The organism is Nonomuraea cavernae (assembly GCF_040655715.1).
GTDB classification, from domain to species: Bacteria; Actinomycetota; Actinomycetes; order Streptosporangiales; family Streptosporangiaceae; genus Nonomuraea; species Nonomuraea cavernae_A.
This window is the reverse complement of the sequence record NZ_JBFAKL010000007.1, coordinates 143,094-167,461: the sequence shown is the minus strand read 5'-3', so window position 1 is coordinate 167,461 and position 24,368 is coordinate 143,094. Positions and strand designations below refer to the sequence as shown.

Below are 24,368 nucleotides of genomic sequence, written 5' to 3'. Positions count from 1 at the left end.
GCCCATATACGGGATGACCAAAATTCCGGTATGGAGTGGATCACATGGAGGCGAGCAACCGCTCAAGGAACAGCCTGGAGTCGGCCGGCGACTCGGCCTGGATGCTCAGCCGGTCCATGACCTGCGTGTAGCGGTCGGACTCGGCCGGCTTGTCGAGGTAGAGGGCACTGGTGAGCTGCTCCATGTAGACCACGTCGGGCAGGTCGCGCTCAGGGAACCGCAGGATGCTGAACGGCCCGCCCGCCGCGGCGTGCCCACCCCGCTCGAACGACATGATCTGCACGGTGACGTTGCGCAGCGTGGTCATCTCCAGCAGGTGCTCGATCTGCTCGCGCATCACCTGCGGTCCGCCGAGGGCGCGGCGCACCACGGCCTCGTCGATCACCGCCCACAGGGTCAGCGCGCTGTCGCCGGTCAGCCGCTTCTGCCGGATGGTGCGCAGCGTGACGCGGCGGTCGATCTCCTCGGCGGGGGCCGCCCAGTGGGCCAGCTTGATCACCGCACGGGCATAGCCGGGCGCCTGCAGCAGGCCCGGCACGAACTGGTTCTCGTACGTGCGGACGCTGGAGGCCGCGCCTTCGAGGCCGATGTAGACCTCGAACCAGCTCGGCAGCAGGTCGCTGTACTTGTGCCACCAGCCCTGGGCGTTGGCCTGGCGGGCCAGCTCGATCAGCGGCGCCCGCTCCTCCTCGTCGATGACGCCGTAGAGGGTGAGCAGGTCGGCCACGTCGCGCTCCTTGAAGCTGACCTGGCCGAGCTCCAGCCGGCTGATCTTGGCGTGGGAGGCGCGGATGGCGTAGCCCGCGTCCTCGCGGCTGATGCCCCGCCGCGTGCGGAGCCGGCGCAGCTGCGTGCCCAGCAGGATCCGCAGGACCGTGGGGCTCCCCAGCGAGTGGCCAAGGACCTTCCCCTCCGCACCAGATACGCTCACGCCTTCACTCACTCCCTGATCATCTGCACGTGCAGATGCGATTTGCATCTGTAAAACATGAAAAGTCTTGCATCGGTAAGCGCATGCCGTAAAGATGGAACTGGATCACTTAGACCGCGCCTCGGGGGCCTGGATGACGACTTTCGACGCTCGGCCGGCAGCCGCCATCGAGGCCCGGCCGCCCGGATGGCTGTCCTCCATTCTGCTGGATGGACATGCCGCCCCTCGCGCCGCGATCTTCCCTTTTACCCAGTTGAGCACATTCGAGCAAGGATGTGTGGCCTCGGCCCGGCGTTTCGTCGATCGCACGCTCACCGGCTGGGGCTGCGACTGCATCACCTACGACGCGCAGCTCGTGGTCTCCGAGCTGGTCACCAACGCGGTGCGACATGGCGGCGGCGCGATCCAGCTCCGCCTGCTGAGCCACGGACCCGAGCTGGCCTGCGTGGTCAGCGACTCCAGCCCGGTCGCTCCGATCACCGCCTCCCCCGACGTCCACGCCGAGTTCGGGCGCGGGCTGCGGCTGGTCGAGGCGCTGTCCGCCGCATGGGGCTGGATCCCGGCCGGTCCCCGCAAGTACGTCTGGGCCGTGCTGGCGGTCTAGGCGGCGTGCTGGGCCGATGGCCGCGGCCTACGCCTCGGCCAGCAGGCCCAGCACGTCTGCGTCGCTGAGCTGGTCGAAGCGCTCGTACCACTGGCCGACCGCCCGGAAGTCCTCGGGAGTGGCCAGCACGATCACCTCGTCGGCTTCCTCTCGCAGCGCCTCGACTGTCGCGCGGGAGCCCACGGGCACGGCCAGGGTCACCCGGGCCGGGTTGGCCGCGCGGACCGCCCGGAGCGCCGCCCGCGCGGTGCCTCCGGTCGCCAGACCGTCGTCGATCACGACCACCTCGCGCCCCGCCAGGGCGGGCAGCGGCCGGCCCTGGCGGTAGGTCTCCACCCGGCGGGCCAGCTCGCGCCGCTCGTCCTCGACCACGTCCGCCACCGACTCGGGCGTGAGCCCGAGCCGGCGCAGCAACTGGTGGTCGAAGACCGGCTCACCGCCCTCGGCGATCGCGCCGACCCCCAGCTCGGGCGACGGCGGATAGCCGATCTTGCGGGTCACCAGCACGTCGAGCACGGCGCCCAGCCTGCGGGCGATGGGCACGGCCACCGCGACGCCACCGCGCGGCAGCGCGAGCACCACCGGGTCACGCAGGTGCTGGAGCCGCTCGGCGAGCATCTCCCCGGCTTCGGCCCGGTCGGCGAACACGATGTCCATCCCCTGGTCGTACCCCCGGCGCGCGCGAGGTCCCGCTAGGCGGGCCGGGACTTCGCGCGACCGGGCGGCCTCATGGACGGTTCCTGCCAGAACGGCGCATCTCCTTGTGGATGATCTTCCATTTGTTCTGTTGTTCCTTGCGGAGCCGGGCATCGGTGCGGCCGGCCATCCACGAGGCCTCCCGTTGCAGCTTGCGCCAGCTGTGCAGCCGCCGCTCGGGCAGCTCACCGCTCTCCAGGGCCGCCAGCACCGCGCAGCCGGGCTCGCTGTCGTGACCGCAGTCGTCGAACCTGCAGTGCCCGGCCAGGGCCTCGATGTCGGAGAAGACCAGGTCGACGCCCTGGCTCATCTCGTAGAGGCCGACCCGGCGGATGCCCGGTGTGTCGATGACCAGCCCTCCGCCGGGCAGCGGGATGAGCTCCCGGTGCACGGTGGTGTGGCGGCCCCGGCCGTCGGCGGCCCTGACCTGCTGGGTCTCCATCACCTCCCCGCCGGCCAGCGCGTTGACCAGGGTGGATTTGCCGGCGCCCGAGGGGCCGAGGACGACGGCGGTGCGCGAGCCGCCGAGAAGGCCGCGTACCGGCTGCACGCCCTCGCCGAGCATCGAGGAGACGGCGTGCACCTCCACGCCGGGCGCCGCCGCCCGCACGTCGGCGAGCAGCTCGTCGAGGCCCTGCTCGAACAGGTCGGACTTGGTGAGGAGCACGACCGGCGTGCCGCCCGACTCCCAGGCCAGCGCGACCAGCCGCTCGATGCGCCCCAGGTCGGCGAAGTCGGTGGAGTGCATGGACGGCTCGGCCACGAACACGATGTCGACGTTGGCCGCGAGCACCTGGCCCTGGCCGTCGCCCGACAGGCCGCCCCGTGAGTCGCGGCTGACGCCGCCACGGACGAAGGCGGAGCTTCTGGGCAGGACCGCGTCGACCTCGAAGCGGCCTTCCGGCAGCCATCTGAGGGCGACCCAGTCGCCGACGCACGGCAGCGCCACCGGGTCGTCGGCGGAGGCCCGGCGGACGCGGGCGCCGTATCGGACGTGGTGCTGGCCGTCGGCCGCGATCACCTCGGCGGCCCCGCGATCGACGCGCGCCACGCGCGCGGGGACGGTGTCAACGGGAAGCTCGGCGGCACGCGTGCCGGCCCAGCCGAGCAGCGAAAGGTCGAAGGACAACGGAGTGATTCCTTTGGATCGAAGAGGACCCGGGGCAGCGCTCAGGCGGGCACCCGGAGGTTGATGGACGGCAGGCGGAACAGGACAACCCGCATGGTCCTCACCTCCTCGATCTCGTCGTTGACGGGACTCTACGCACCCTGTCCCGAAGGTCGCAATCACATTTATCTTCGCGGCGCGTTGAACCCCGCCCGGATCCCGGGCCGTACTCCCTGCCGACGCACTCGAGAAAGGGGAATGATGCGAATCGGCACGTATCCCCCGCCCTCCGCAGAGGGAGCCGCCCCCATGGGCAAGCCGCGTGTGAGCCACTGGATCAGGCGCGTCCGGCCGGACGACGACCTGGTCGTCTCCGCGCTCTACCGGGAATACCATCGGCCGCTGCTGGCCTTCGTGGTGCGGCTCACGGCGGGCGACCGGCAGTGGGCCGAGGACGTCGTACAGGAGACCATGATCCGCGCCTGGCGGAGCGCGGAACGGCTCGATCCAGCGTCGGTGTCGCTGATGCCCTGGCTCGCCACGGTCGCCAGACGTATCGTGATCGATGACCGGCGGCGCAGGGACGCCCGCCCTCAGGAGTCGGGCGACGGGCCGCTGGAGAGCGTACCCATGCCCGACGAGATGGAGGGGCTCCTGCATCAGGTGGTCGTGGCCGATGCGCTCCGGGCGCTGTCACCGGCACACCGCGAGATCCTCAACGAGACGATCCTGCGGGACCGGTCGGTCAACGACGCCGCCGAGGCGCTCGGCATCCCGGTGGGCACCGTGAAGTCCCGGGTCTACTACGCCGTCCGAGCGTTGCGTGTCGCACTGCAGGAAAGAGGGGTGACGGCGTGAACGCGCGAGTCGAACACACCGATGTCGGCGCCTACGCCCTCGGGCTGCTCGACGGAGACGACCAGCGGGCCTTCGAGGCGCACCTCTCGGTCTGCCGGTCGTGCGTGGCCGAGCTGTCGGAGCTGTCCGGCGTGGCCGGCGCGCTGACCGGGCTCGGTCCGCTGGAGGACGACCTCCCTCCTTCCCGTGACGGGGAGGCCGAGGTGATCGACCTGATGCGGCGCAAGCAGCGGGCCGACCGGCGTACCCGCAGGGGGACCGTCCTGATCGGCCTGGCAGCCGCGGTCACGCTGGTGGCCGGCGGCATGACGATCGGCGCCCAGCTCGGCGGTGACGCGGCCGCTCCTCCGGTCGCGGCGGGCCACGGCGACCACCAGGGCCCGGCCGAGGAGTTCTACGCGGACGGCATCCCGGTGCCCGGCGTCGGGGCCGGCGGGGTGAGCGGCGGGCTGGTGCTGGAGTCGAAGGCGTGGGGCACCCATGCCGCGCTCAAGCTGGCGGGGGTGAAAGGGCCGCTGGAGTGCGAGCTGGTGTCGGTGTCGCGCTCGGGCGAGCGGCACGTGATGACGGGCTGGTCGGTGCCCAAGACCGGCTACGGGGTGCCGGGACAACCGGAGCCGCTCTACATGCACGGCGGAAGCTCGGTGCCGCTGGAACAGATCGACCGGTTCGAGGTGGTCACCACGGACGGCAGAAAGCTGCTCACCATCGACGTCTAGTTTCTCCGGCTCTTCACGAAAGCCTCCGCGGGCCCACCTGCTCGTCCGTAGCCGGAGTCTTACTCGTGAGGGAGCAGGTAACGCCACGAGAGCGCGATGTGCTCGCCGGTTGAGGTGCGATAGACGTGCCAGGATCCGGCCCGTGGTATCAGCCGGGCGATCGTGTCCGCCTTGTTGCCCTTGTAGTCCTTGCTCCCCGAGCGCGCCTGCGTCTCGGGTGGCAGGGGGACGCCCTCCGGCAAGGGCCTGGCGGTCGTCGCAGGGGCCGTGACCTGCTCGGAGGACAGCCGTACGCGGTCGGCGGAGTAGTTCCGGCCCTGTGCGGCGACGCGGTCGGCCAGGTGGGCGAGGCGGTCGCGGGCGGTGACGAGCGCGGCGTCGTAGCGGGCTGCGCCGTGTTCCAGATACGGCACGTGCACCTGGCGCATCCCGCCGCCGCTGTCGACGCCGAGGACCGTGGTGGGCACGTCATAGATCCTCGGCGACCCCGGCTGGGGCGAGGCTGTGGCGGGTTGCCCGGCCAGGTCGTGATCCAGGGCCTCGACCAGGGCTTCGACCTCGGCGGGTGGAAGGCGCAGTTCGTGCGCGGCGTCGGCGATGACCCGGCCTTCGGCGTAGACCACCAGCATGGGAGGGCGGACGGCGGCGAGGCCGGGGGCCACCAAACCACCCACACGCAGCCATTCGGCGACAGGGTGTCGCGCAGGTCCGGCTGAAGCCTGCTCAGGGACCGACCGGCCAGTCTGCTTCGGACTCGGCATGGTCTCACCGGTCTTTTGAACTCCTGTGCCGCTACACGCCGTGAGCACCAACACCAGAGCGGCGACCCAACTCCATCTCATACCCCTAAGACGATCACCTTCGGCGCGCGGTTCAGGCGTGGTCACGACGCCGTACTCCCGACATCTCTACTTGCGCGCTGGAGTACTCCATTGGCCAGGCCGGCCCGAGCGTCACGGCGATGGCCGCGTCCAGCTTGATCGTCGTCATTCGAGGCATGCCGGCCGACGAACGCTGCTGCCCTTCACCGACAAACCTTGATCCATGAGGCGGAGGTATTCCCTCCAACGACTGTTAGAAGGGAGACTCGTGGCCCCGGGGCAATCGGTATTTTTACCCATTCGCGGGTTGAACCCGGCGCGGCTCGGGGCTCGTACTGCCTGCCGTACGAACCCGGATGCCAACCCTGACGAGGACTCATCATGTCGATGCCCAAGCCGGCCCGCGCCGGAGCCCTGCTCGCCGCCGGCCTTGTCGCCACCGCGCTCGCCCCCGCTCTCACCTCTGTCGCCGCCTCCGCCGACGCGGTCACCGGCGACGTCTATCTCGCCGCCGGGCTGCGCGGCGCCAACGAGGTCGGCGTCAAGGGCGACCCCGACGGCCGTTCGACCGTGGTCCTCAAAATCAGCGGCCGCCGGGTCACGTACGCGGTGCGCTGGAACAAGATAGGCCCGCCCACGGCCGGACATGTCCACCTGGGCGGCAGGGGCGTGAACGGCGACGTGAAGCTGGACTTCTTCGGAGGAACGCTGCCGAAGACGGTGCTCGGCGTGAAGGGCGCGGTCGACGCCGATCCTGCCCTGGTCAATGCGCTGAGCAACAACCCGGGCGGCTTCTACGCCAACCTGCACGACGCCAGGCATCCGAAGGGCGCGGTGCGCGGCCAGTTCCACCGGCTGGCCCGGCCGGTCAACCTGGACGGCGTGCTGCACGGCAGCGACCGGGCCACCCTCGCCTCCCGCGCCGACGGCGCGCAGGAGGTGCGCGCGGACGACGGCCAGAAGCGCGGCGACAAGGACGGCCGGGCCGTCTGGTGGCTGCGCCCGCACGGCTCGGCCATCGCCTACACGGCCATCTGGTCGGGGCTCTCGCCGGTCACCGCCGGCCACGTCCACCGTGGCGTGCCCGGCAGGAACGGTCCCGTGGTCGCCGACCTGTTCGCCGGGGGTCAGGGGCTGCCCCCGCAACTGACCGGCGTGGCGGGCGACGCCCCGGTGAAGGCCGCCGTCGTCAAGCGCATCGCGGCGCGTCCCGGCAGGTACTACTCCAACCTGCACACCACCGAGTTCGGCGGCGGGGCGGTGCGCGGCCGGCTGTCGGGCAGGCACTTCGGCCACCCCCGGGCGCTCACCGCCGACGTGCGGCGCGGCTCCCAGATCTACGCCTGCACCAAGGTGACCAGCGACGGATACGCCTTCACCCAGTACGGCGTGCGGGCCCAGCTACGGCGCGGCCTGGACCACTCGTTCGTCAACCCCGTCGCCGGCCCGCCACAGTGGGTGGCACCTGACGGCAGCGCGGTGCGCGGCCAGGTCGTCACCAAGACGCCGAACGGCGAGCGGAACATCCCCGAACTCGTGCTGGTCGCCACCCCATCGGGGGCGGGTGGCGGCCTGCTCTCCCGCACCACCCAGATCCTGCGGCTCAACACCGAGGGCGGCGTCGCGCCGACCGGGTCCTGCAGGCCGGGCAGCAAGGCGACGGTTCCCTACCAGGCCGACTACCTCTTCCTCGGGTGACCTCGGATGACCTGGCGTGACCTCGGATGACCTCCGGTGATTCCGGGCTGCACGCCGAAAGGAAACGCCCCGCCGGCCCGGCGGGGCGTTTCGCGTGTCACGGATCGTCAGGACAGGCCAGGCGCCGGGAACTGGGAGGTCAGCTCGCTGACCTCGTGGTGCACCCGGGTGATGACGTCCTCGGCGTCGCCCTTGGCCAGGGCGGTGACGACCTCGTCCATCCACGCGCCGATCTGCCGCATCTCGGCCTCGCCCATGCCGCGGGAGGTGACCGACGGGGTGCCGATGCGGATGCCGGACGGGTCGAACGGCTTGCGGGTGTCGAACGGAACCGTGTTGTAGTTGGTCTCCAGCCCGGCCCGGTCGAGCGCCTGGGCCGCGGGCTTGCCGCCGATGCCCTTGGGCGTGAGGTCGAGCAGGATCAGGTGGTTGTCGGTGCCGCCCGACACCAGGTCGAAGCCGCGGCTCGAAAGCTCCTCGGCCAGGGCCTTGGCGTTGGCGACGACCTGGTGGGCGTAGGTCTTGAAGTCGTCGGTGGCGGCCTCGTGCAGCGCGACCGCGATGGCGGCGGTGGTGTGGTTGTGCGGGCCGCCCTGCAGCCCCGGGAAGACGGCCTTGTTGAGGGCGGTGGCGTGCTCGTCGGTGGTGGCCATCAGCATGGCGCCGCGCGGGCCGCGCAACGTCTTGTGGGTGGTGGTGGAGATCACGTCGGCGTGGCCCACCGGAGACGGGTGCGCGCCGCCGGCGACGAGGCCGGCGATGTGGGCGATGTCGGCCGCGAGCACGGCGCCCACCTCGCGGGCGATCGCGGCGAAGCCCTCGAAGTCGATGGTGCGCGGGATCGCGGTGCCGCCGCAGAAGATCAGCTTGGGCCGGTGCTCCAGCGCGAGGGCGCGGACCTCGTCGAGGTCGATGCGGCCGGTGTCCTGGCGCACGCCGTAGCGGACCGGGTTGAACCACTTGCCGGTGGCCGAGACCGACCAGCCGTGCGTGAGGTGACCGCCGAACGGCAGGCCCATGCCCATCACGGTGTCGCCCGGCCGCAGGAAGGCCATGTAGATGGCCAGGTTGGCCGGGGAGCCGGAGTAGGGCTGGACGTTGGCGTGGTTGACGCCGAACAGGGCCTTGGCCCGCTCGTTGGCGAGGGTCTCGATCTGGTCGATGACCTGCTGACCCTCGTAGTAGCGCTTGCCGGGATAGCCCTCGGAGTATTTGTTGGTCAGCACGGTGCCGGTGGCCTCGAGGACCGCCTTTGACACGTAGTTTTCGGACGCGATCAGCTTGACGGTGTCGGCCTGGCGGCGCTCCTCCGCCTTGATCAGATCGGCGATCTGCGGGTCGACGCTAGCGAGAGAACTCATGACTCCCCTGTCATCATTGACAACGGCGAAGACCCAGGCGCACGGCCTCCGCTCCCTCCGCTCCCTGGTGGTCGATCCCACCCAATGCGCCAGTCGCGTCTTCCTAGACGATAGCGGATGAGATGAGGACGAACTCCGGCCGATCAGCACGTCAGGCGGCCCGACGCACCTCTCGGGCGGCTCCGGTCAGCCCTCGGCGGTGCGGCCCACTCCCGGCCAGAGCCGGTCGACCTCGGAGTTGAGGATGGCCCCGATGAGCACGGCCAGCGCGGTGATGTAGAGCCACAGCAGCAGCGCTATGGGCGCCGCCAGCGAGCCGTAGACGGAGACCGGGGAGAACCACGCGGCCAGCACGGCTCGCAGCACCGCGGCGCAGAGGATCCACAGGACCAGGGCCAGGATCGCGCCGGGCAGCTCGCGGTACCACTTCGTGCGCACCGGCACGCTCACGTGGTAGAGCACGGTCAGGAAGAGCACCGAGCCGATGATCACCACCGGCCAGTAGAGCACGTCGATGAGGACGGCGTACTCGGCGGGCAGCGGGCCCTTGAGCAGCGTCGGACCAATGACCAGGATCGGCATGACGACGATGCCGACGACCAGGCCCACCACGTAGAGGCCGAACGACATCAGCCTGGTCCTGACGATGCCGCGCTCCTCGCCGAGGCCGTAGGCGACGGAGATGAGGTCCACGAACACGTAGAGGGCGCGCGAGCCGGACCACAGCGACAGCAGGAAGCCCAGCGAGATGATGGAGACCTTGCTGGCGTCGTCGCGCAGCACGTCGTTGATGAGCGGGGTGACGACGGTGTCGATCGTCTCCTTGGTGAACAGGACGCCCGCCTGGTCGATCACCCAGGTCTTGATCGTGTCGACCTGGGCCGTGCCCAGCCAGGTGCCGAGCTTGCCCAGCACGCCGATCAGGCCGAGAACGAACGGCGGCAGCGACAGCAGGGCGAAGAAGGCCGCCTCGCCCGCCAGGCCGGTCACGCGGTAGGCGACGCCGGCGTTGGTGGCCGCGCGGACGACGGACCACTGCTTCGAGTCACGCACCCAGCTCAGCCGGGCACGCGCCTTGGCGCTGAACCGCCTCTTGGTCCGAGCAGGCGCGTCGGTTGAGGTCATGGCACCCAAACGTACTTTCGCAGTGACTCTACGGAACAGCTTACGTCCCAACGGCACTGCCCCGGTCGGCGTCCACGATGCGCGCTCCCAGCGGGAGCAGCGAGACCGGGATGAGCTTGAGGTTCGCGATGCCCATCGGGATGCCGATGACGGAGATGAACAACGGGATCGACGTCAGCACGTGACCGATGGCCAGCCAGATCCCGGCGACCACGCACCAGATGATGTTGCCGATCAGCGAGAACACTCCGGCGTCGGGGTCGCGTTCGACGGTCCGGCCGAACGGCCACAGCGCGTAGGCGGCGATCCTGAACGAGGCGATGCCGAACGGGATCGTGATGATCAGAATGCAGCAGATGACCCCGGCGACGGCGTAGCCGATGGCCAGCCAGATCCCCGCGAAGACCAGCCAGATGACGTTCAGAAGTGTCCGCATGTCTCAAGCATGTCACCGTGCCCGAGCGGAGGTCATCCGGACTGCCCCCGATCCGTCCCCGGCCTCGGCGCGCGGCCTTCTCCGGGGGGTCCGGCGAAGGCCTGAGCGATCTCCATCCAGGCGCGGGCGGTCGCGCCGGTGATCTGGAGGGCGGTGTCCGCCAGATGCACACGCTGCGTGACGAGCAGGCAGAAGTCGAGCATCGGGCCGCGCACCACGTCCGCCGCCTCGGCCGGTCCGGCCGTCCACGGCTCGCCGCCGGGCGTCGTCAGCTCCACCCGCACAGGGTGCGCCGGGGCCGGCAGCCCGCGTACGGCGAAGCCGTACGGCATGGCCCTGAAACCGATCATGGCGACGTGCCGCAGCCTGGCCGTGGGCTCCCTGGTGACGCCGAGGGCGTCGGCCACGTCCTGGCCGTGGGCCCAGGTCTCCATCAGCCGGGCGGTGACGAACGACACGGCCGACATGTCGGGCCCGTACCACGGCACCCGGTCCTTGGGGGCGAGCCCGGCGAACGCCTCGGCGCTGCGGGCGCGGGCCGTACGGAACCAGGCGTGCAGCTCGGCGGCCGGGAGGTCGCGCGAGCGCGCCGCGAGGTCGTCGACGGAGGTGAGTTCCGCGATCGAGGCGCGGAACGCGGCGGGGTCGGTCACCGCGGTGCGCGCCGCGTCGTCGAACCAGGCCAGGTGGCTGATCTGGTCGCGCACCGCCCACCCCGCGGCCGGCGTGGGCAGTTCCCAGTCCTCGGGCCGCAGCGGGCGCAGCAGCAGCTCCAGCGACTCCGTCTCGGCGCGCAGGTCGGCGAGGAGGTCGGGCATCAGGTTCACGCCCGTCACACTAACCCGAACCTCGTTCTACAAGGAATAATGTGAAGCGTGATCTGTGACAGCTGCAAGGAGAAGCGCCACGAGGACTGCCGTGGCGGCTCCTGGTGCGACTGCCAGCACCAGAGCGAGCAGGAGAGCCACGAGTCGGAGCTCGACTGGCCGCGTCAGGGATGATCGAGTCCAGACTCTGGACCCCATCTTGGACATCCCGGACGGTCAGAGTATCTTCGTGTACATGCCAGCGGACCCCATGCTCGTAGGTCGACGCCACGTCGACCTTCTGCGTGTCCGCAGTGCCATCTGTTGCGACGCCCGTTAATCAGCCACCCCTGTTCTCACCGCTGAGCGCGTCGCGATCCTCACCACCCCTGCACTCGATGACGAGGCAGGAGGACGGCTGCGCGCGCCCATGATCCGAAGGACGCGCAATGAGCACTCCCGCCAGCCGCCATCACAAGCGCCCGCGCGGCGAAGGCCAGTGGGCTCTCGGTTACCGCGAGCCTCTCAACAAGAACGAAGAGAGCAAGAAGAACGACGACGGGCTCAACGTACGCCAGCGCATCATCGACATCTATGCCAAGGGCGGCTTCGACTCCATCGACCCGGCCGACCTGCGCGGGCGCATGCGGTGGTACGGCCTCTACACCCAGCGCAAGCCCGGCATCGACGGCGGCAAGACGGCGATCCTGGAGCCGGAGGAGCTCGATGACCGCTACTTCATGCTGCGCATCAGGATCGACGGCGGCCAGCTCGACCTGCGCCAGCTGCGGGTGATCGCCGACATCTCCAACGAGTACGGCAGGGGCACGGCCGACATCACCGACCGGCAGAACGTGCAGCTGCACTGGGTGGAGATCGAGTCGGTGCCCGACATCTGGGAGCGGCTCGAAGCCGTCGGGCTGTCCACGACCGAGGCGTGCGGCGACACCCCGCGGGTGATCCTGGGCTGCCCGCTGGCCGGCATCGACAGCGACGAGGTGCTCGACGCGACCGAGCAGATCCGCGCGGTGCACGAGCGGTTCATCGGCGACCCGGCCTACTCCAACCTGCCGCGCAAGTTCAAGAGCGCGGTCAGCGGCTGCCCGGCCCACTGCACGGTGCACGAGATCAACGACGTGGCGTTCGTCGGCGTCGAGGGCCCGGACGGCGAGAAGGGGTTCGACCTCTGGGTGGGCGGCGGGCTGTCCACCAACCCGATGTTCGCCAAGCGGCTCGGCGTGTTCGTCCGGCCGGAGCAGGTGGGCGACGTCTACGGCGGCGTGATCGGGATCTTCCGCGACTACGGCTACCGGCGGCTGCGGCACCGGGCGCGGATCAAGTTCCTGGTCAACGACTGGGGCGTGCAGAAATTCCGTGAGGTCCTGGAGACCGAATACCTCAAGGAGGCGCTGCCCGACGGCCCGGCGCCGGAGCAGCCGCGCGGCTCGCGGCGTGACCACGTGGGCGTCCACCGGCAGAAGGACGGCGACTTCTACGTCGGGTTCGCGCCCAGGGTGGGCCGCCTCGACGGCGACCGGCTGCACGCGATCGCCGACATCGCCGAGCGGCACGGCTCCGGCCGGGTCCGCACCACGGTCGAGCAGAAGATGGTCATCCTCGACGTCGCGCCCGAGCGGGTCGACTCGCTGGTCGCCGAGCTGGAGGCCAACGATCTGCGGGTCAACCCGTCGACGTTCCGCCGCCAGACGATGGCCTGCACCGGCATCGAGTTCTGCAAGCTGGCCATCGTCGAGACCAAGGCGACCGCCTCCGACCTGATCGACGAGCTGGAGAGGCGGCTGCCCGGCTTCGCCGAGCCGCTCACCATCAACGTCAACGGCTGCCCCAACTCCTGCGCCCGCATCCAGGTCGCCGACATCGGGCTCAAGGGCCAGCTGGTGGTCGACGAGCACGGCGAACAGGTCGAGGGCTACCAGATCCACCTGGGCGGCTCGCTCGGCGTCACTCCCGGTTTCGGCCGCAAGGTCCGCGGCCTGAAGACGACCGCCGCCGCGCTGCCCGACTACGTGGAACGCGTCGTGACCCACTACGACGCCCAGAAGAAGGAAGGCGAGCCCTTCGCCGACTGGGTGCAGCGGGCCGACGAGGCGGACCTGCGATGAGCGCGCGGGCCGTCCCGTTCCACTGCCCCTACTGCGGCGACGAGGACCTGGAGCCGTACGAGGGCGACGGCGGCTGGTACTGCAGGGCCTGCTCTCGCGCTTTCAAACTGAAGTTCCTCGGGATCGGAGTGAAGATATGACGCTGGTGGACATCGAAGTCGGATTAAGAGAGCAGCGCGGCACGCTCGACCTGCAGGACATCGTCGACTCTGCCGCGATCTTTCTTGAGGAAGCCTCTCCCCGCGAGATCATCCGGTGGGCGGCGGCGACGTTCGGCGACCGGCTCTGCCTGACCTCCTCCATGAGCGACGCCTTGCTCATCGATCTGGTCAGCCGGGTCAAGCCGGGTGTCGACGTGCTGTTCATCGACACCGGCTACCACTTCGCCGAGACGGTCGGCACGCGTGACGCGGTGCGCCAGGTCTATGACGTCAACGTGATCGACGTGAAGCCGTCGCGGACGGTCGAGGAGCAGGACCGCGAGCTCGGTCCGCGCCTGTTCGGCCGCAACCCCGACCTGTGCTGCTACCTGCGCAAGGTGGAGCCGCTCAACCGGGCGCTGGAGCCCTACCTGGCGTGGGTCTCCGGCATCCGCCGCGACGAGTCGCCCACCCGCGCCGAGACCAAGGTCGTCGAGTGGGACGCCAAGCGGCAGATGGTCAAGGTCAACCCGATCGCCCGGTGGACCCAGGAGGACGTCGACAACTACATGGCCGACAACGGGGTGCTGATCAACCCGTTGCACTACGACAACTATCCCTCGATCGGCTGCGCCCCCTGCACCAGGCAGGTCGCGGACGGCGAGGACCCGCGCAGCGGCCGCTGGGCGGGGCTGGGGAAGGTCGAATGCGGCATTCACCTGTAACTCCCAGCCGGTGGCCCGTCCCGTTGGCAGACGGGGCGGGTCAAACCGGCGTCCCGCTGGTGGCGGCGGCGCACGGATCACGCGATCCGCGCGCCGCCGCGACCGTGGAGGCGCTGCTGGACGAAGTACGGCGGACGCGCCCCGGATTGCCGGTGCGCACCGCCTACCTCGATCACTCGGCCCCGACCCTCGCGCGGGCGCTGCACGGCCTGGAGGAGGCCGTGGTGCTGCCGCTGCTGCTGACGGAGGCGTACCACAGCAGAGTGGACCTGCCGGCGGCGATCAACGAGGCCAGGGCACGTGACCCGCGGCTGCGCCTGCACTACGGCGCGACGCTCGGCCCTCACCCGCTCCTGACGGCCGCCCTGGAACGGCGGCTGGCCGAGGCGGGCATCCCGCCTGGCGACCCGGACACAGCGGTCGTGCTGGTGTCGGCCGGTTCGAGCGACGCCCGCGCCAACGCGGTGATCGCCGAGATGGCCCGCGATTGGAGCCGCCGGCCCGGCCCCGACGCCGGCGCGGCCCACCTGCCGTCCACCGGCCCCGGCCGGCTGGGCGAGCGCGGGTGGTGGGCGGTGACCGCCGCCTACGCGTCGGCCGCCGACCCCACGCCCGAGCAGGCGGTCGCGCTGCTCAGGCGAGCCGGCGCTCCCCGGGTGGCGGTCGCCCCCTACCTGCTGGCCCCCGGCTACTTCGCCGACAAGATACGGCGCACCACGCTGCAGGCGGGCGCCGACGTGGTGGCCGACGTGCTCGGTCCCGCGCCGGAGCCGGCCCGGGTGCTGCTGGAGCGGTACGAGGCGGCACTGCGCAGCCCAGCGGACGTAGCGGCTTCCTAGGGGCGGCCTCTGGGGCGTGGCTCCCCAGAGGCGGGTCCCCAGAGGCGGGTCAGTCCAGTTCGCAGTCGAACTGGATGATCTTCCCCGAGCCCGCTTCGACGGCGACGTGCCGGCTCTGGCAGACCGAGTCGTCGACCACCTCCACCCGCCACCGGAGGGGATACGGGGCGGTCCGGGAGAGCGCCTCGGCCGCCCATTCGGCGCCCTTCGCGGTGGCCCCGGCCACCGTCTCGGGGATCAGGGCCACGGCGAACTCGTTGCGCTCTCCGGCGCGGACGGGGATGCCACCCGCCACCCGTGCCGGGGGCCGCGGACCCACCTCGCACGGCCCGTTGTCCACCAGCTCGCCGTTGACCCAGATCAGCACATGAGCGGCGGGTTCGCAGGTGATCCAGAAGCCGACCTTCCGCACCTCCGGCGCCCAGACCGCGCTGAACGTCTCGCGCGTGCCCCCGCGTTCGTAGGCGCTGGAGTGGAGGGGGGCGAGGGAGATCGTCCGCGTGGGAGTGGGCTGCGCCAGCTCGCCGGTCCACACTCCGGCCGGCGCGGGCGCCGTACCGGCGGAAGGCAGCCAGGCCGCCATCACGACGGCGGCCGCGGCGGCGGTGAGGGAGCCTAGGACCTGGACACGCCGACGGCGGATGCGCCGCACCCTGCGTCCGACGTCGGCGACGGTCACGCCCCGGTGGGGACCGTCCTGGCTGTCGCGTTCAAGCAGTTCGCGCAGATCGTGCTCGGTCATAGCCGGCTCCCCGTCTCCATCGCGGCGATCGCCGCGGGGTTGAGCCGCAGCTTGGCCAGCGCGCGGCTGGCCTGGCTGCGTACGGTCGGCACCGAACAGCCGACGATCCCGGCGATGGTCTCGTCGGACAGGTCCTCGAAGTACCGCAGCACGACCACGGCCCGCTGCTTGGCGGGCAACGCGGCCAGGGCCGCCCTGAGCGCGTCACGGGTGCCGAGGTCGGCATAGGGGTTGCCGCCCGTCGCCCGCTCCGGGAGCTCCAGTGTGGGGACCTCACCCCGCCAGCGCCGCCGCCACCAGGAGGCGTGCGTGTTGGTCAGGATGCGGTACACGTACGGGTCGGGGTCGTCGCCCACCCGGCGCCAGACGAGCCAGGCTCTGGCCAGGGCCGTCTGCACCAGGTCCTCGGCCGTGGCCCAGTCGCGGCACAGCAGGTAGGCCGTCCTGACGAGGCGGGCCGAGCGCTGCTCGACGTAACGCTCGAAATCGGCCTCGGAGCGGTCCCGCATCGGGGGATCCTCACTGTTCGGTGATAGTCACCGATGACTACGCGCGAGGGACCGGCATCCGTTGCATCAGTGGCCGCGGTCGAGCGAGCGGCGCTCGTCGCCCCAGTCCGCGCCGTGGAGCTGACGCCAGTGCTCCCGCCAGGCCGCCCAGCGCCGCTGGAGCGGCTTGACGCGGGAATCGCCGAGCACCTTGACGTCGCCCATCACCGCGTAGGCGTGCACCCGCACGACAGGAGCACGGGTGCCCGGGGCGGCCTCCTCGACGTCGACCCGCTTGTCCCCCATGATCGCCACGCCGTCGAGGTCGATGTTGACGCCATCCGGGACGATGATCTTGATGTCGCCCATGACCGAGACGGCCAGGATCTCCACCGTATCGGTGCGCACCTCGGCCTCGCGCAGGTCGAGCAGCACGTCGCCCATCACGGCGACGGCGCCGAGTTCCTGGTCGATCCGCCAGGTGCCGCGCCGTTTGGTGTCGCCCATGATGGCGGTGAACCATCGGCGCTTCCTGCCCTCGCGCGGCTGGAGCGGCGCGGGCGCCGCTCCCTCGGGCAGGTCCTGGGTGAGCAGGGCCAGCTCGGCATGGGTGGTGGCGGTGTAGGCCGCCTCGGTGCGGTCGGTAAGCTCGGCGAGGGTGAGTCGGCCGTCCACCGAGGCCACGCGGAGCAGCTCGACCACGGCTTCGCGCTCGGCGTCGGAGGCGCGAACGTCACCAGCGTCAGTCATACTCGCAACATATCGCGTTTGATGCCGCTATGGCTCTCCTCAACCACGGAATAGCCACTATACGGACAATTCATCTATGCTTCCGGCGCGGCTGACACGGCCCGTTCCTGGCCCGACCAGCGGCCGGATCAGGTTAGGGTCCCAGTCATGCATGAGGAACAGCTCTACCGGGCCGCGTTGAACGGCGAGTCACAGACCGTGAGCGAGCTCATCGCCGCCGGCACCGACCCCAACCAGCCCAGCGAGGGCGAGGACGAGGGCCTGCCACTGTGCGCCGCCGCCGCCTGGGACCGGGCCGAGGTCGCGACCACGCTGCTGGCCGCCGGTGCCGAGGTGAACGCCCGCGAGAGCGGCGGCTGGACCGCGCTGCTCTGGGCCGCGGCCAACGGCCACGCCGACACCGCCAGGGTGCTGATCGAGGCGGGAGCCGGGATCGACGACGCCAACGACGACGGCGACACCCCCTTGACGCTCGCCGCCCGGCGCGGCGCGCTCGGCGTGGTCCGGTTGCTGCTGGAGCACGGCGCCTCGGCCGAGAAGTACGACGGCGACGGCGACACCGCGCTCGACATCGCGATCGACTGGGTGGGCGTGCACCTGGAGTCGGCGCTGCTCGACCAGATCGCCCAGGACGACTGGGAGTACGTCGTCGGCCGGCAGTTCGCCAAGGACGGCACCGAGCTGGTCACGGTCGCGGGCCGCTCCGCCGACGGCTCCGAGACCGAGCAGGTCCAGGCGCAGCGCGGTCACGCGGCCATCGCCACCCTGCTGGAGGACGCCACGGGCACCTGGACCCCCTTCGACCAGCTGGTCGCGCGGGCCCTGGCGCACCGCGACACCGACGAGGACGCCGAGACCTGGTGGATCGTGGCCGACACGCTGGGCAAGCGGGCCGACGACGAGACCTACGAGGCGCTGGCCCGGCTCTGCGTGAGCGAGGACGCCAGGGAGCGTGAGTTCGGGGTCGACGCGATCGCCCAGTTCGGGGTGACCGAGGACGACAAGCCCTACCTCGACCGGACGCTGCCGCTGCTGCGGAAGATGGCGACCACCGAGGGCAACCCGCAGGTGCTCCGCTCGGTGCTGGCGGCGCTCGGCCACCAGGGCGACCCGAGGGCGCTGCCGGACGTCCTGGACCTCATCCAGCGGCCCGGTCACCAGCGCACCATGACCGACGCGATCGCGCTGGCCGACGTGCTGCCGCCCGACCACGCCGAGGGCCTGGCCCTGCTGATCTCCATGACCGAGGACACCGACGACGAGGTGCGCGACTGGGCCACGTCCGGTCTGGCCTCGGTCGCCGCCGACACGCCGGAGATCCGCGAGGCTCTGGCCGCCCGCCTCGACGACGCCGATCTGCGCACGGTCGCCGAGGCCACGCGCGGGCTGGCGGAGCGGGGCGACGCCCGAGCGGCCCACGGGGTCAAGCGGGTGCTGGCCGACAGCGACGACGACTACGCCCGCGAGCTGGTGACGGCGGCCTCGGCCAAGCTCTGACCGACCCGGCCGGTCTCGCCGCGGGCAAGGCCGTGCTCGATCGCGGCATGCTCGGCCGTCTGCGTGCACGGTCGTCTGCGTGCACGGTCGTCTGCGTGCACGGTCGTCTGCGTGCACGGTCGTCTGCGTGCACGGTCGTCTGCGTGCACGGCGGCGGCATGCTCGGCCGCCTGCCGGAGCAGCCCGCGCCGTCAGTCGCGTCCGACGGTGGTGAAGACCACGTTGACCAGGACGATGGCGAACCAGATGGCCGGGATCACCCACGGGTCCCCCTGGGTGGCGGTGAGGGCGAGGGTGACCAGCGTGCCAAGGCTCAGCGAGACGATCGCCAGAGCCAGCCGCTGGCCGTGGCCAGGCCCGCCCTGCTTGGCCGCCTTCTTGCCCTTGCCCTTGCCTGTGGTGGCGGCGACGCGCTCGTCCACCCGCCGGTCGATCTCCTTGCCCATCTTGTCGAGGAAGGACTCGACGACCGCGTCCTCGAAGTCGGGGCCGAGGTCGCGGCGCGCGGACACGGCGGCGCGTAGCTCATCACCGGTGCTCATATGTCGAGATATAGCGCGATAACCGGCTCAGTGCAAAGCCTCGTCCGGAACGGAGACGCCTCGGCGAAGAGGCTCAGCGGGCCAGGATGTCGTCGAGGTTGTACGAAATCGGCCGCTCCAGCTGCTCGTACGTGCACGACTCGGGGGTGCGGTCGGGCCGCCGGCGCCGCCACTGGGCGGTGTGGCGGAACCGGTCGCCCTCCATCTGGTCGTAGGCCACCTCGATCACCAGCTCCGGCCGGAGCGGGATGAACGACAGGTCCTTCTTGGCGTTCCACCGCGAGATCGCGCCGGGCACCCGCTGACCGCCGGTCGCGGGACCGGACGCCGGCTGCCCGATGGTGGCCTGCGCCTGCTCGGCCCAGTGGCCCCACGGGTGCTCTCCCAGGTCGGCGATGTACGGCTTGAGCTCCTCAACCAGCTCGGCCCGGCGGGCCATCGGGAACGAGGCGGCCACGCCCACATGGTGGAGCCTGCCGTCGTCGCCGTAGAGGCCGAGCAGGATCGAGCCCACGATCGGCCCGGTCTTGTGCTCGCGGTAGCCGGCGATCACCACGTCGGCGGTGCGCTCGTGCTTGACCTTGAACATCGTCCGCTTGTCGGGGACATAGGGCTGGTCGCCCGGCTTGACGATGATGCCGTCGAGGCCCGCGCCCTCGAACATCTCGAACCACTCGGCCGCCTGCTCGTCGTTGGTGGTGACCGGGGTCAGCCGCACGGACCCGCCGGCCCGGCCGAAGATGCCCTCCAGGCGCGCGCGGCGCTCGGCGAACGGCGCCTCCATGAGCGACTCCGAGCCGAGCGCCAGCAGGTCGAAGGCCACGAACGAGGCCGGGGTCCGCTCGGCCAGCATGGTGACCCGCGAGAGCGCCGGGTGGATGCGCTGCTGCAACGCCTCGAAGTCGAGGTGGGAGCCGCGCGGCAGCACGATCTCGCCGTCGACCACCACCCGGTCGGGCAGCTCGGCCCTGACCGCCTCGACCAGCTCGGGGAAGTAGCGCGTGAACGGCCGCTCCTTGCGGCTGCCCAGGTAGACCTCGTCGCCGTCGCGGAACACGATGCAGCGGAAGCCATCCCACTTCGGCTCGTAGAACAGCGTGCCGTCCTGCTTGGGCATCGCCTTGACCGGCTTGGCCAGCATCGGCGGCACGGGCGGTCGTACCGGCAGGTTGGGCACCGGCTCCGGCTCGGCGACGGCCGCAGAGGTGACCTTGGAGGCGGTCTCAGAGGCAGCCTCAGGGGCGACCTCGGGAACGGCCTCGGCGGCGGGCTCACGGGTGGGTTCGGGCTCAGTCATGACTCAACTCCCTGGTGTAGCGGCAGAAGAGGACGCCTTCCTCTTCGAGCACCTGGCGAAGGTCGAGCCTGACCTGGGCCGTCTCGCCGTTGACGATGCGCGCGGCGTCGCCCCCCACCAGCAGCGGGCTGACCGTCAGGCAGAGCTCGTCGATCAGCCCGGCCGCCGCGAGCTGGGCGTTGACCCGGGGCCCGCCCTCGCACAGCACCCTGGTCAGGCCGCGCGCGTGCAGCTCGGCCAGGGCCCGTGGCAGATCGACGCGGACGTCGCCCGCCACGATCACGTCGGCCACCTGGGCGGCCTGCCTGCGGCGTTCGGCGGGCACAGCCTCGCAGGTGATGACGATGGTGCGGGCGGCCGCCTCGGTGAACAGGGGACTGCCGAAGTCGAGACCGAGGCCGCGGCTGAGCACCGCGATGGGCGGGGCGGGCGGCCTGCCCTCGCGCAGCGCCTGCCAGGAGTCGCGGGGCTTGGCGGGGCCGTAGCCCTCGGTGCGGACGGTGGTGGCGCCCGCGAGCACCACGTCGGCCAGCCCGCGCAGGACTCCGAAGACGCGCCGGTCGCCACGGCTCGACAGGCCGCCCGACAGGCCCTTCAGCCACGCGGCGCCGTCGGCGCTGGCGACCATGTTGGTGCGCAGCCACGGCCGATCGACCGGGTAGGCATAGGCCTGCGCGAGGTCAGGATCGTCCTGTATGTCGGGATAGATGCGCCGCACCTCTCTACCTTGGCACACACCTCCGACAGACAGCCCGCACAGGTGGCTTTGACCACAGGGATAGCACTTTGGCGTATCGAATGGCATACGTGGCGTGATGTACATAACGTGGCCGACAGGCGTTCAGGGACTCCAGGGAGGTCCGGGTGGGGCTGATCACGGCTGTGACGTGGGCCTTCACCGCACTGGTGGGGGTCTACCCGCTCTACCTGTGGCTGGCGGGCGGCGGGCCGCGGCGGCAGGCCGCCAAGGTCACCCGTTTCCCGGTGACGCTGCTCTTCTCCCATCCGGTGCTGGCGGTGGCGGCGCTCGGCTGCTGGATCGGCCACCTGATGACCGGCGACCGGGTGCTGGCCTGGGTCGCGTTCGCGGTGCTGGCCGTGGCGGCGCTGCTGGGGTTCGTGCTGTTCACGCGGTGGCTCGGGGCGGGCCGGCACGCCCGGGGCGCCGAACGGCGCTTCCCCCTTCTCGCCGTCGGGCTGCACGGCGTGGCCGGGGTGGCCACGTTCGTGCTGGTGCTGCTCACCGCGAGCGTGATGCGCGGGCCGTGAGCGGCGTCAGGCACGTGACCCGGCACGAACGTGAACCGGTCAGGCAGGACCCGGCACGAAACGTGGACCGGGTCAGGCGGGACCTAGCACGGGCGTGCGCGGGTTCAGGGCGACAGCGGCTGGCGCAGCACCTGGATCGACCGGGAGGTGACGGCGACCAGGGCGCCCGGAGGCCACTGCTCGTCGGGGAAGGCGTCGTCGCGGGCCGACTCGTCGTTGGTGTCGAGCACCGGCACCCAGCCCGGCCCGAACTCCTCGCCCGGCAGCGTGAACGTCATGTCCTCGTGGTGAGCGTTGATCAGCAGCAGGAACGAGTCGTCCACGATGCGCTCGCCCCTCGGCCCCGGCTCGGTGATGGCCCGGCCGTTGAGATAGACCATGAGCGACTTGGCGTAGCCGATGTGCCAGTCTCCTGCCGTCATCTCCGAGCCGCCGGGGGTGAGCCAGACCAAGTCGCGCCGGCCGTCGTCGGGATGGCGGCCGTGGAAGAAGCGGCGCCGCTGGAAGACCGGGTGCTCGCGGCGCAACTTGGACAGCCCCCGGACGAACTCCAGCAGGTCGGACTCGGTGTGCAGGTGTGACCAGTCGATCCAGGCGATCTCGTTGTCCTGGCAGTAGGCGTTGTTGTTGCCCCGCTGGGTGCGGCCGAGCTCGTCGCCGTGGGACAGCATCGGGACGCCCTGCGACAGGAAGAGCGTGGTCAGCAGGTTGCGGCGCTGGCGGTGGCGGAGCCGGACGATCTCGGGGTCCTCGACGGGGCCCTCTGCGCCGGAGTTCCAGGACCGGTTGTCGTCGGTGCCGTCGCGGTTGTCCTCGCCGTTGGCCAGGTTGTGCTTGCGGTCGTACGAGACCAGGTCGGTGAGGGTGAAGCCGTCGTGGCAGGTGACGAAGTTGATGGAGGCGACCGGGCGGCGGCCAGAGGTGGCGTAGAGGTCGGCCGAGCCGGTCAGCCGAGAGGCGAACTCGGGCAGGGCGGAATGCGTCCCCCGCCAGAAATCTCGCACGATATCGCGGTATTTGCCGTTCCATTCCGTCCACAGGGGAGGGAAGTTCCCGACCTGGTAACCGCCGGGGCCCACGTCCCACGGCTCGGCGATCAGCTTGACCTGCGAGATCACCGGGTCCTGCTGGATGAGGTCGAAGAACGTGCTCAGCCGGTCGACGTCGTGCAGCTCCCTGGCCAGCGCCGCCGCCAGGTCGAACCGGAACCCGTCGATGTGCATCTCCAGCACCCAGTAGCGCAGGGAGTCCATGATCAGCTGCAGCGCGTGCGGCGAGCGTACGTTGAAGGAGTTGCCGCAGCCCGTGTAGTCGAGGTAGTAGCGCCGATCATCGTCGTGCAGCCGGTAGTAGGCGGCGTTGTCGATGCCCCTGAAGCCCAGCGTCGGCCCCATGTGGTCGCCCTCGGCGGTGTGGTTGTAGACCACGTCGAGAATGACCTCGATGCCCGCCTCGTGCAGCGCCCGCACCATGGCCTTGAACTCCAGCACCTGCTCGCCCCGCGTGCCCGAGCTGGAATAGGCGCCGTGCGGGGCCAGGTAGGCCATGGTGTTGTAGCCCCAGTAGTTGTTGAGGCCGCGCGCCACCAGGAAGTGCTCGGGCATGAAATGGTGCACCGGCATCAGCTCGACGGCCGTCACCCCGATCGACAGCAGGTGATCGATGATCGCCGGGTGCCCCACGCCCGCGTAGGTGCCGCGCAGCGCCTCGGGCACGGCCGGGTGGCGCATGGTGAGCCCGCGCACGTGCGCCTCGTAGATCACGGTCTCGTGGTAAGGCTTGCGCGGCAGCCGGTCGTTGCCCCACTCGAAGAACGGATTGATCACCACGTTCTTCGGCATGTATTCGGCGCTGTCGGCCCTGCTCAGCCTCGACGGGTCGGTGAAATGGTAGGAGAACAGCGCCTCGTTCCAGGTCAGGTCGCCGTCGATGGCCTTGGCGTAGGGGTCGAGCAGCAGCTTGGCCGGATTGCACCGGTGACCCCGCGAAGGGTCGTAGGGGCCGTGGACGCGGTAGCCGTAGCGCTGCCCCGGCATGACGCCCGGCAGGTAGCCATGCCAGACGAACCCGTCGACCTCGGGCAGTTCGACGCGCTCCTCGGAGCCGTCATCGTGGAACAGGCACAGCTCGACCCGCTCGGCGACCTCGGAGAACAGCGAGAAACAGGTGCCCACGCCATCCCAGGTGGCGCCGAGTGGGTAGGGCTCGCCTGGCCAAACTTCGCGCATGTGACCCGATTGTCGCACGCGATCGCGGTCTTGCTATAGCAGTTGGGCGTTGAGAGTGATCGTCGTCCCCGCGAGCGCCTTGCTCACCGGGCAGTTGGCCTTGGCCGTCTCGGCCGCCTGCTGGAACTGCTCGGCCGTGATGCCGGGCACCTGGCCCTGCACGGACAGGACGATGCCGGTGATGCCCTCACCCGGCTGGAAGGTCACGTCGGCGCTGGTGCGCAGCGACTCGGGCGGAGTGCCGGCACCGGCCAGCCCGTGCGAGAGCGCCATCGAGAAGCAGGAGGAGTGGGCGGCGGCGATGAGCTCCTCCGGCGACGTCTTGCCGTTGGCCGCCTCTGCTCTGGACGCCCACGAGACCTCGAAGGTGCCGACTCCGGACGTGTCGAGTGACACCGTGCCCGAGCCGTCGAGCAGGGCACCCTTCCATTGCGTGGTGGCGGTGCGGATGGTGGCCATGGCGAATCCTCCTCTGTCGTGAATCTTCGACATTACCGTGAGGCTGACAAAGTCCAGCGGCCGAGTCATCCGGCTCAACTTTTCCGGCGAATAATGTCATGCTCGG

At 70.6% G+C, this 24,368-nt stretch carries 28 protein-coding genes and 1 riboswitch; of the genes, 12 read left to right on the top strand and 16 right to left on the bottom strand.

Annotated elements, in window-relative coordinates:
- Positions 1-40: 40 nt before the first annotated feature.
- Positions 41-943 carry a helix-turn-helix domain-containing protein gene (locus AB0I38_RS12855; protein WP_436838740.1) on the bottom strand — a complete coding sequence of 301 codons (903 nt, stop codon included), beginning with the start codon at positions 941-943 and terminating at the stop codon, positions 41-43.
- 265 nt (positions 944-1,208) lie between these two features.
- On the opposite strand from AB0I38_RS12855, the gene AB0I38_RS12850 reads away from it, so the two are divergent.
- Positions 1,209-1,535, top strand: coding sequence for an ATP-binding protein (locus AB0I38_RS12850; protein ID WP_358466278.1), 327 nt, complete (start codon positions 1,209-1,211; stop codon positions 1,533-1,535).
- Between the two features lie 27 nt (positions 1,536-1,562).
- Here the strand turns inward: AB0I38_RS12850 and AB0I38_RS12845 are convergent, their stop codons facing one another.
- Both AB0I38_RS12845 and rsgA read right to left on the bottom strand, forming a co-directional pair.
- Complete coding sequence (locus tag AB0I38_RS12845) at positions 1,563-2,192, bottom strand: phosphoribosyltransferase (protein WP_358466276.1); 630 nt, start codon at positions 2,190-2,192, stop codon at positions 1,563-1,565.
- Between the two features lie 70 nt (positions 2,193-2,262).
- Entirely contained in the window at positions 2,263-3,360 is a 1,098-nt protein-coding gene (gene rsgA, locus AB0I38_RS12840) for a ribosome small subunit-dependent GTPase A (protein ID WP_358466273.1), read from the bottom strand.
- A gap of 288 nt (positions 3,361-3,648) precedes the next feature.
- Between rsgA and AB0I38_RS12835 the strand changes: the two genes are divergently transcribed.
- Positions 3,649-4,197, top strand: coding sequence for a sigma-70 family RNA polymerase sigma factor (locus AB0I38_RS12835; protein WP_358466271.1), 549 nt, complete (start codon positions 3,649-3,651; stop codon positions 4,195-4,197).
- Positions 4,194-4,916 (top strand): anti-sigma factor family protein, encoded by a 723-nt coding sequence (locus AB0I38_RS12830; protein ID WP_358466269.1) that lies wholly within the window; start codon positions 4,194-4,196, stop codon positions 4,914-4,916. Before AB0I38_RS12835 ends, AB0I38_RS12830 begins: the two co-directional genes overlap by 4 nt.
- A gap of 59 nt (positions 4,917-4,975) precedes the next feature.
- Here the strand turns inward: AB0I38_RS12830 and AB0I38_RS12825 are convergent, their stop codons facing one another.
- Positions 4,976-5,578, bottom strand: a complete 603-nt coding sequence (locus AB0I38_RS12825; RefSeq protein WP_358466267.1) for a hypothetical protein — start codon at positions 5,576-5,578, stop codon at positions 4,976-4,978.
- A gap of 540 nt (positions 5,579-6,118) precedes the next feature.
- Between AB0I38_RS12825 and AB0I38_RS12820 the strand changes: the two genes are divergently transcribed.
- Positions 6,119-7,435, top strand: a complete 1,317-nt coding sequence (locus tag AB0I38_RS12820) for a CHRD domain-containing protein (RefSeq protein WP_358466265.1) — start codon at positions 6,119-6,121, stop codon at positions 7,433-7,435.
- Positions 7,436-7,542: 107 nt separating this feature from the next.
- On the opposite strand, the gene glyA is transcribed toward AB0I38_RS12820, so the two are convergent.
- From glyA to AB0I38_RS12800, 4 genes are all read right to left on the bottom strand, one after another.
- On the bottom strand, positions 7,543-8,796 hold the full coding sequence (gene glyA / locus AB0I38_RS12815; protein WP_358466263.1) for a serine hydroxymethyltransferase: 1,254 nt from the start codon (positions 8,794-8,796) through the stop codon (positions 7,543-7,545).
- A gap of 24 nt (positions 8,797-8,820) precedes the next feature.
- Positions 8,821-8,897, bottom strand: a riboswitch (ZMP/ZTP riboswitch).
- A gap of 85 nt (positions 8,898-8,982) precedes the next feature.
- Complete coding sequence (locus tag AB0I38_RS12810) at positions 8,983-9,921, bottom strand: YihY/virulence factor BrkB family protein (protein ID WP_358466261.1); 939 nt, start codon at positions 9,919-9,921, stop codon at positions 8,983-8,985.
- A gap of 40 nt (positions 9,922-9,961) precedes the next feature.
- On the bottom strand, positions 9,962-10,357 hold the full coding sequence (locus tag AB0I38_RS12805; protein WP_358466259.1) for a YccF domain-containing protein: 396 nt from the start codon (positions 10,355-10,357) through the stop codon (positions 9,962-9,964).
- 32 nt (positions 10,358-10,389) lie between these two features.
- Positions 10,390-11,175: a TIGR03084 family metal-binding protein gene (locus AB0I38_RS12800; protein ID WP_358466533.1), complete on the bottom strand. Its 786-nt coding sequence runs from the start codon at positions 11,173-11,175 to the stop codon at positions 10,390-10,392.
- A 57-nt stretch (positions 11,176-11,232) separates the two neighbouring features.
- On the opposite strand from AB0I38_RS12800, the gene AB0I38_RS12795 reads away from it, so the two are divergent.
- From AB0I38_RS12795 to AB0I38_RS12770, 6 genes are all read left to right on the top strand, one after another.
- The gene (locus tag AB0I38_RS12795; protein ID WP_358466257.1) at positions 11,233-11,358 is read left to right on the top strand and encodes a hypothetical protein; all 126 of its coding nucleotides are present in this window, start codon (positions 11,233-11,235) and stop codon (positions 11,356-11,358) included.
- A 61-nt stretch (positions 11,359-11,419) separates the two neighbouring features.
- Positions 11,420-11,503: a putative leader peptide gene (locus AB0I38_RS12790; RefSeq protein ID WP_354532976.1), complete on the top strand. Its 84-nt coding sequence runs from the start codon at positions 11,420-11,422 to the stop codon at positions 11,501-11,503.
- A 109-nt stretch (positions 11,504-11,612) separates the two neighbouring features.
- Positions 11,613-13,286 carry a nitrite/sulfite reductase gene (locus AB0I38_RS12785; protein WP_358466255.1) on the top strand — a complete coding sequence of 558 codons (1,674 nt, stop codon included), beginning with the start codon at positions 11,613-11,615 and terminating at the stop codon, positions 13,284-13,286.
- Positions 13,283-13,426 carry an Insertion element protein gene (locus AB0I38_RS12780; protein ID WP_358466253.1) on the top strand — a complete coding sequence of 48 codons (144 nt, stop codon included), beginning with the start codon at positions 13,283-13,285 and terminating at the stop codon, positions 13,424-13,426. Before AB0I38_RS12785 ends, AB0I38_RS12780 begins: the two co-directional genes overlap by 4 nt.
- Positions 13,423-14,151, top strand: coding sequence for a phosphoadenylyl-sulfate reductase (locus tag AB0I38_RS12775; protein WP_358466251.1), 729 nt, complete (start codon positions 13,423-13,425; stop codon positions 14,149-14,151). Before AB0I38_RS12780 ends, AB0I38_RS12775 begins: the two co-directional genes overlap by 4 nt.
- Before the next feature lie 23 nt (positions 14,152-14,174).
- Positions 14,175-14,990, top strand: a complete 816-nt coding sequence (locus AB0I38_RS12770) for a sirohydrochlorin chelatase (protein WP_358466249.1) — start codon at positions 14,175-14,177, stop codon at positions 14,988-14,990.
- Between the two features lie 49 nt (positions 14,991-15,039).
- Here the strand turns inward: AB0I38_RS12770 and AB0I38_RS12765 are convergent, their stop codons facing one another.
- The 3 genes from AB0I38_RS12765 to AB0I38_RS12755 form a co-directional block, all read right to left on the bottom strand.
- Positions 15,040-15,732 (bottom strand): hypothetical protein, encoded by a 693-nt coding sequence (locus AB0I38_RS12765; protein WP_358466247.1) that lies wholly within the window; start codon positions 15,730-15,732, stop codon positions 15,040-15,042.
- Entirely contained in the window at positions 15,729-16,241 is a 513-nt protein-coding gene (locus tag AB0I38_RS12760) for a SigE family RNA polymerase sigma factor (protein WP_358466245.1), read from the bottom strand. Before AB0I38_RS12760 ends, AB0I38_RS12765 begins: the two co-directional genes overlap by 4 nt.
- Positions 16,242-16,307: 66 nt before the next feature.
- On the bottom strand, positions 16,308-16,970 hold the full coding sequence (locus AB0I38_RS12755) for a DUF1707 SHOCT-like domain-containing protein (RefSeq protein ID WP_358466243.1): 663 nt from the start codon (positions 16,968-16,970) through the stop codon (positions 16,308-16,310).
- Positions 16,971-17,117: 147 nt separating this feature from the next.
- Here AB0I38_RS12755 and AB0I38_RS12750 point away from each other — a divergent pair, with 147 nt between their 5' ends.
- The gene (locus AB0I38_RS12750; RefSeq protein WP_358466241.1) at positions 17,118-18,467 is read left to right on the top strand and encodes an ankyrin repeat domain-containing protein; all 1,350 of its coding nucleotides are present in this window, start codon (positions 17,118-17,120) and stop codon (positions 18,465-18,467) included.
- Positions 18,468-18,658: 191 nt separating this feature from the next.
- Here AB0I38_RS12750 and AB0I38_RS12745 read toward each other — a convergent pair whose 3' ends face one another.
- From AB0I38_RS12745 to AB0I38_RS12735, 3 genes are all read right to left on the bottom strand, one after another.
- The gene (locus AB0I38_RS12745) at positions 18,659-19,009 is read right to left on the bottom strand and encodes a hypothetical protein (protein ID WP_358466239.1); all 351 of its coding nucleotides are present in this window, start codon (positions 19,007-19,009) and stop codon (positions 18,659-18,661) included.
- A 73-nt stretch (positions 19,010-19,082) separates the two neighbouring features.
- A complete protein-coding gene (locus AB0I38_RS12740; RefSeq protein WP_358466237.1) occupies positions 19,083-20,306 on the bottom strand; it encodes an ATP-dependent DNA ligase in 1,224 nt (407 codons plus the stop codon).
- Positions 20,299-21,024 carry a pyrimidine reductase family protein gene (locus tag AB0I38_RS12735; RefSeq protein WP_358466235.1) on the bottom strand — a complete coding sequence of 242 codons (726 nt, stop codon included), beginning with the start codon at positions 21,022-21,024 and terminating at the stop codon, positions 20,299-20,301. The genes AB0I38_RS12740 and AB0I38_RS12735 overlap by 8 nt, the downstream gene beginning before the upstream one ends.
- 146 nt (positions 21,025-21,170) lie before the next feature.
- Between AB0I38_RS12735 and AB0I38_RS12730 the strand changes: the two genes are divergently transcribed.
- A complete protein-coding gene (locus AB0I38_RS12730; RefSeq protein ID WP_358466233.1) occupies positions 21,171-21,575 on the top strand; it encodes a hypothetical protein in 405 nt (134 codons plus the stop codon).
- 104 nt (positions 21,576-21,679) lie between these two features.
- On the opposite strand, the gene glgX is transcribed toward AB0I38_RS12730, so the two are convergent.
- Positions 21,680-23,803 carry a glycogen debranching protein GlgX gene (glgX, locus tag AB0I38_RS12725; RefSeq protein ID WP_358466231.1) on the bottom strand — a complete coding sequence of 708 codons (2,124 nt, stop codon included), beginning with the start codon at positions 23,801-23,803 and terminating at the stop codon, positions 21,680-21,682.
- A 33-nt stretch (positions 23,804-23,836) separates the two neighbouring features.
- Positions 23,837-24,262 (bottom strand): OsmC family protein, encoded by a 426-nt coding sequence (locus AB0I38_RS12720; RefSeq protein WP_189126533.1) that lies wholly within the window; start codon positions 24,260-24,262, stop codon positions 23,837-23,839.
- Positions 24,263-24,368: the final 106 nt, after the last annotated feature.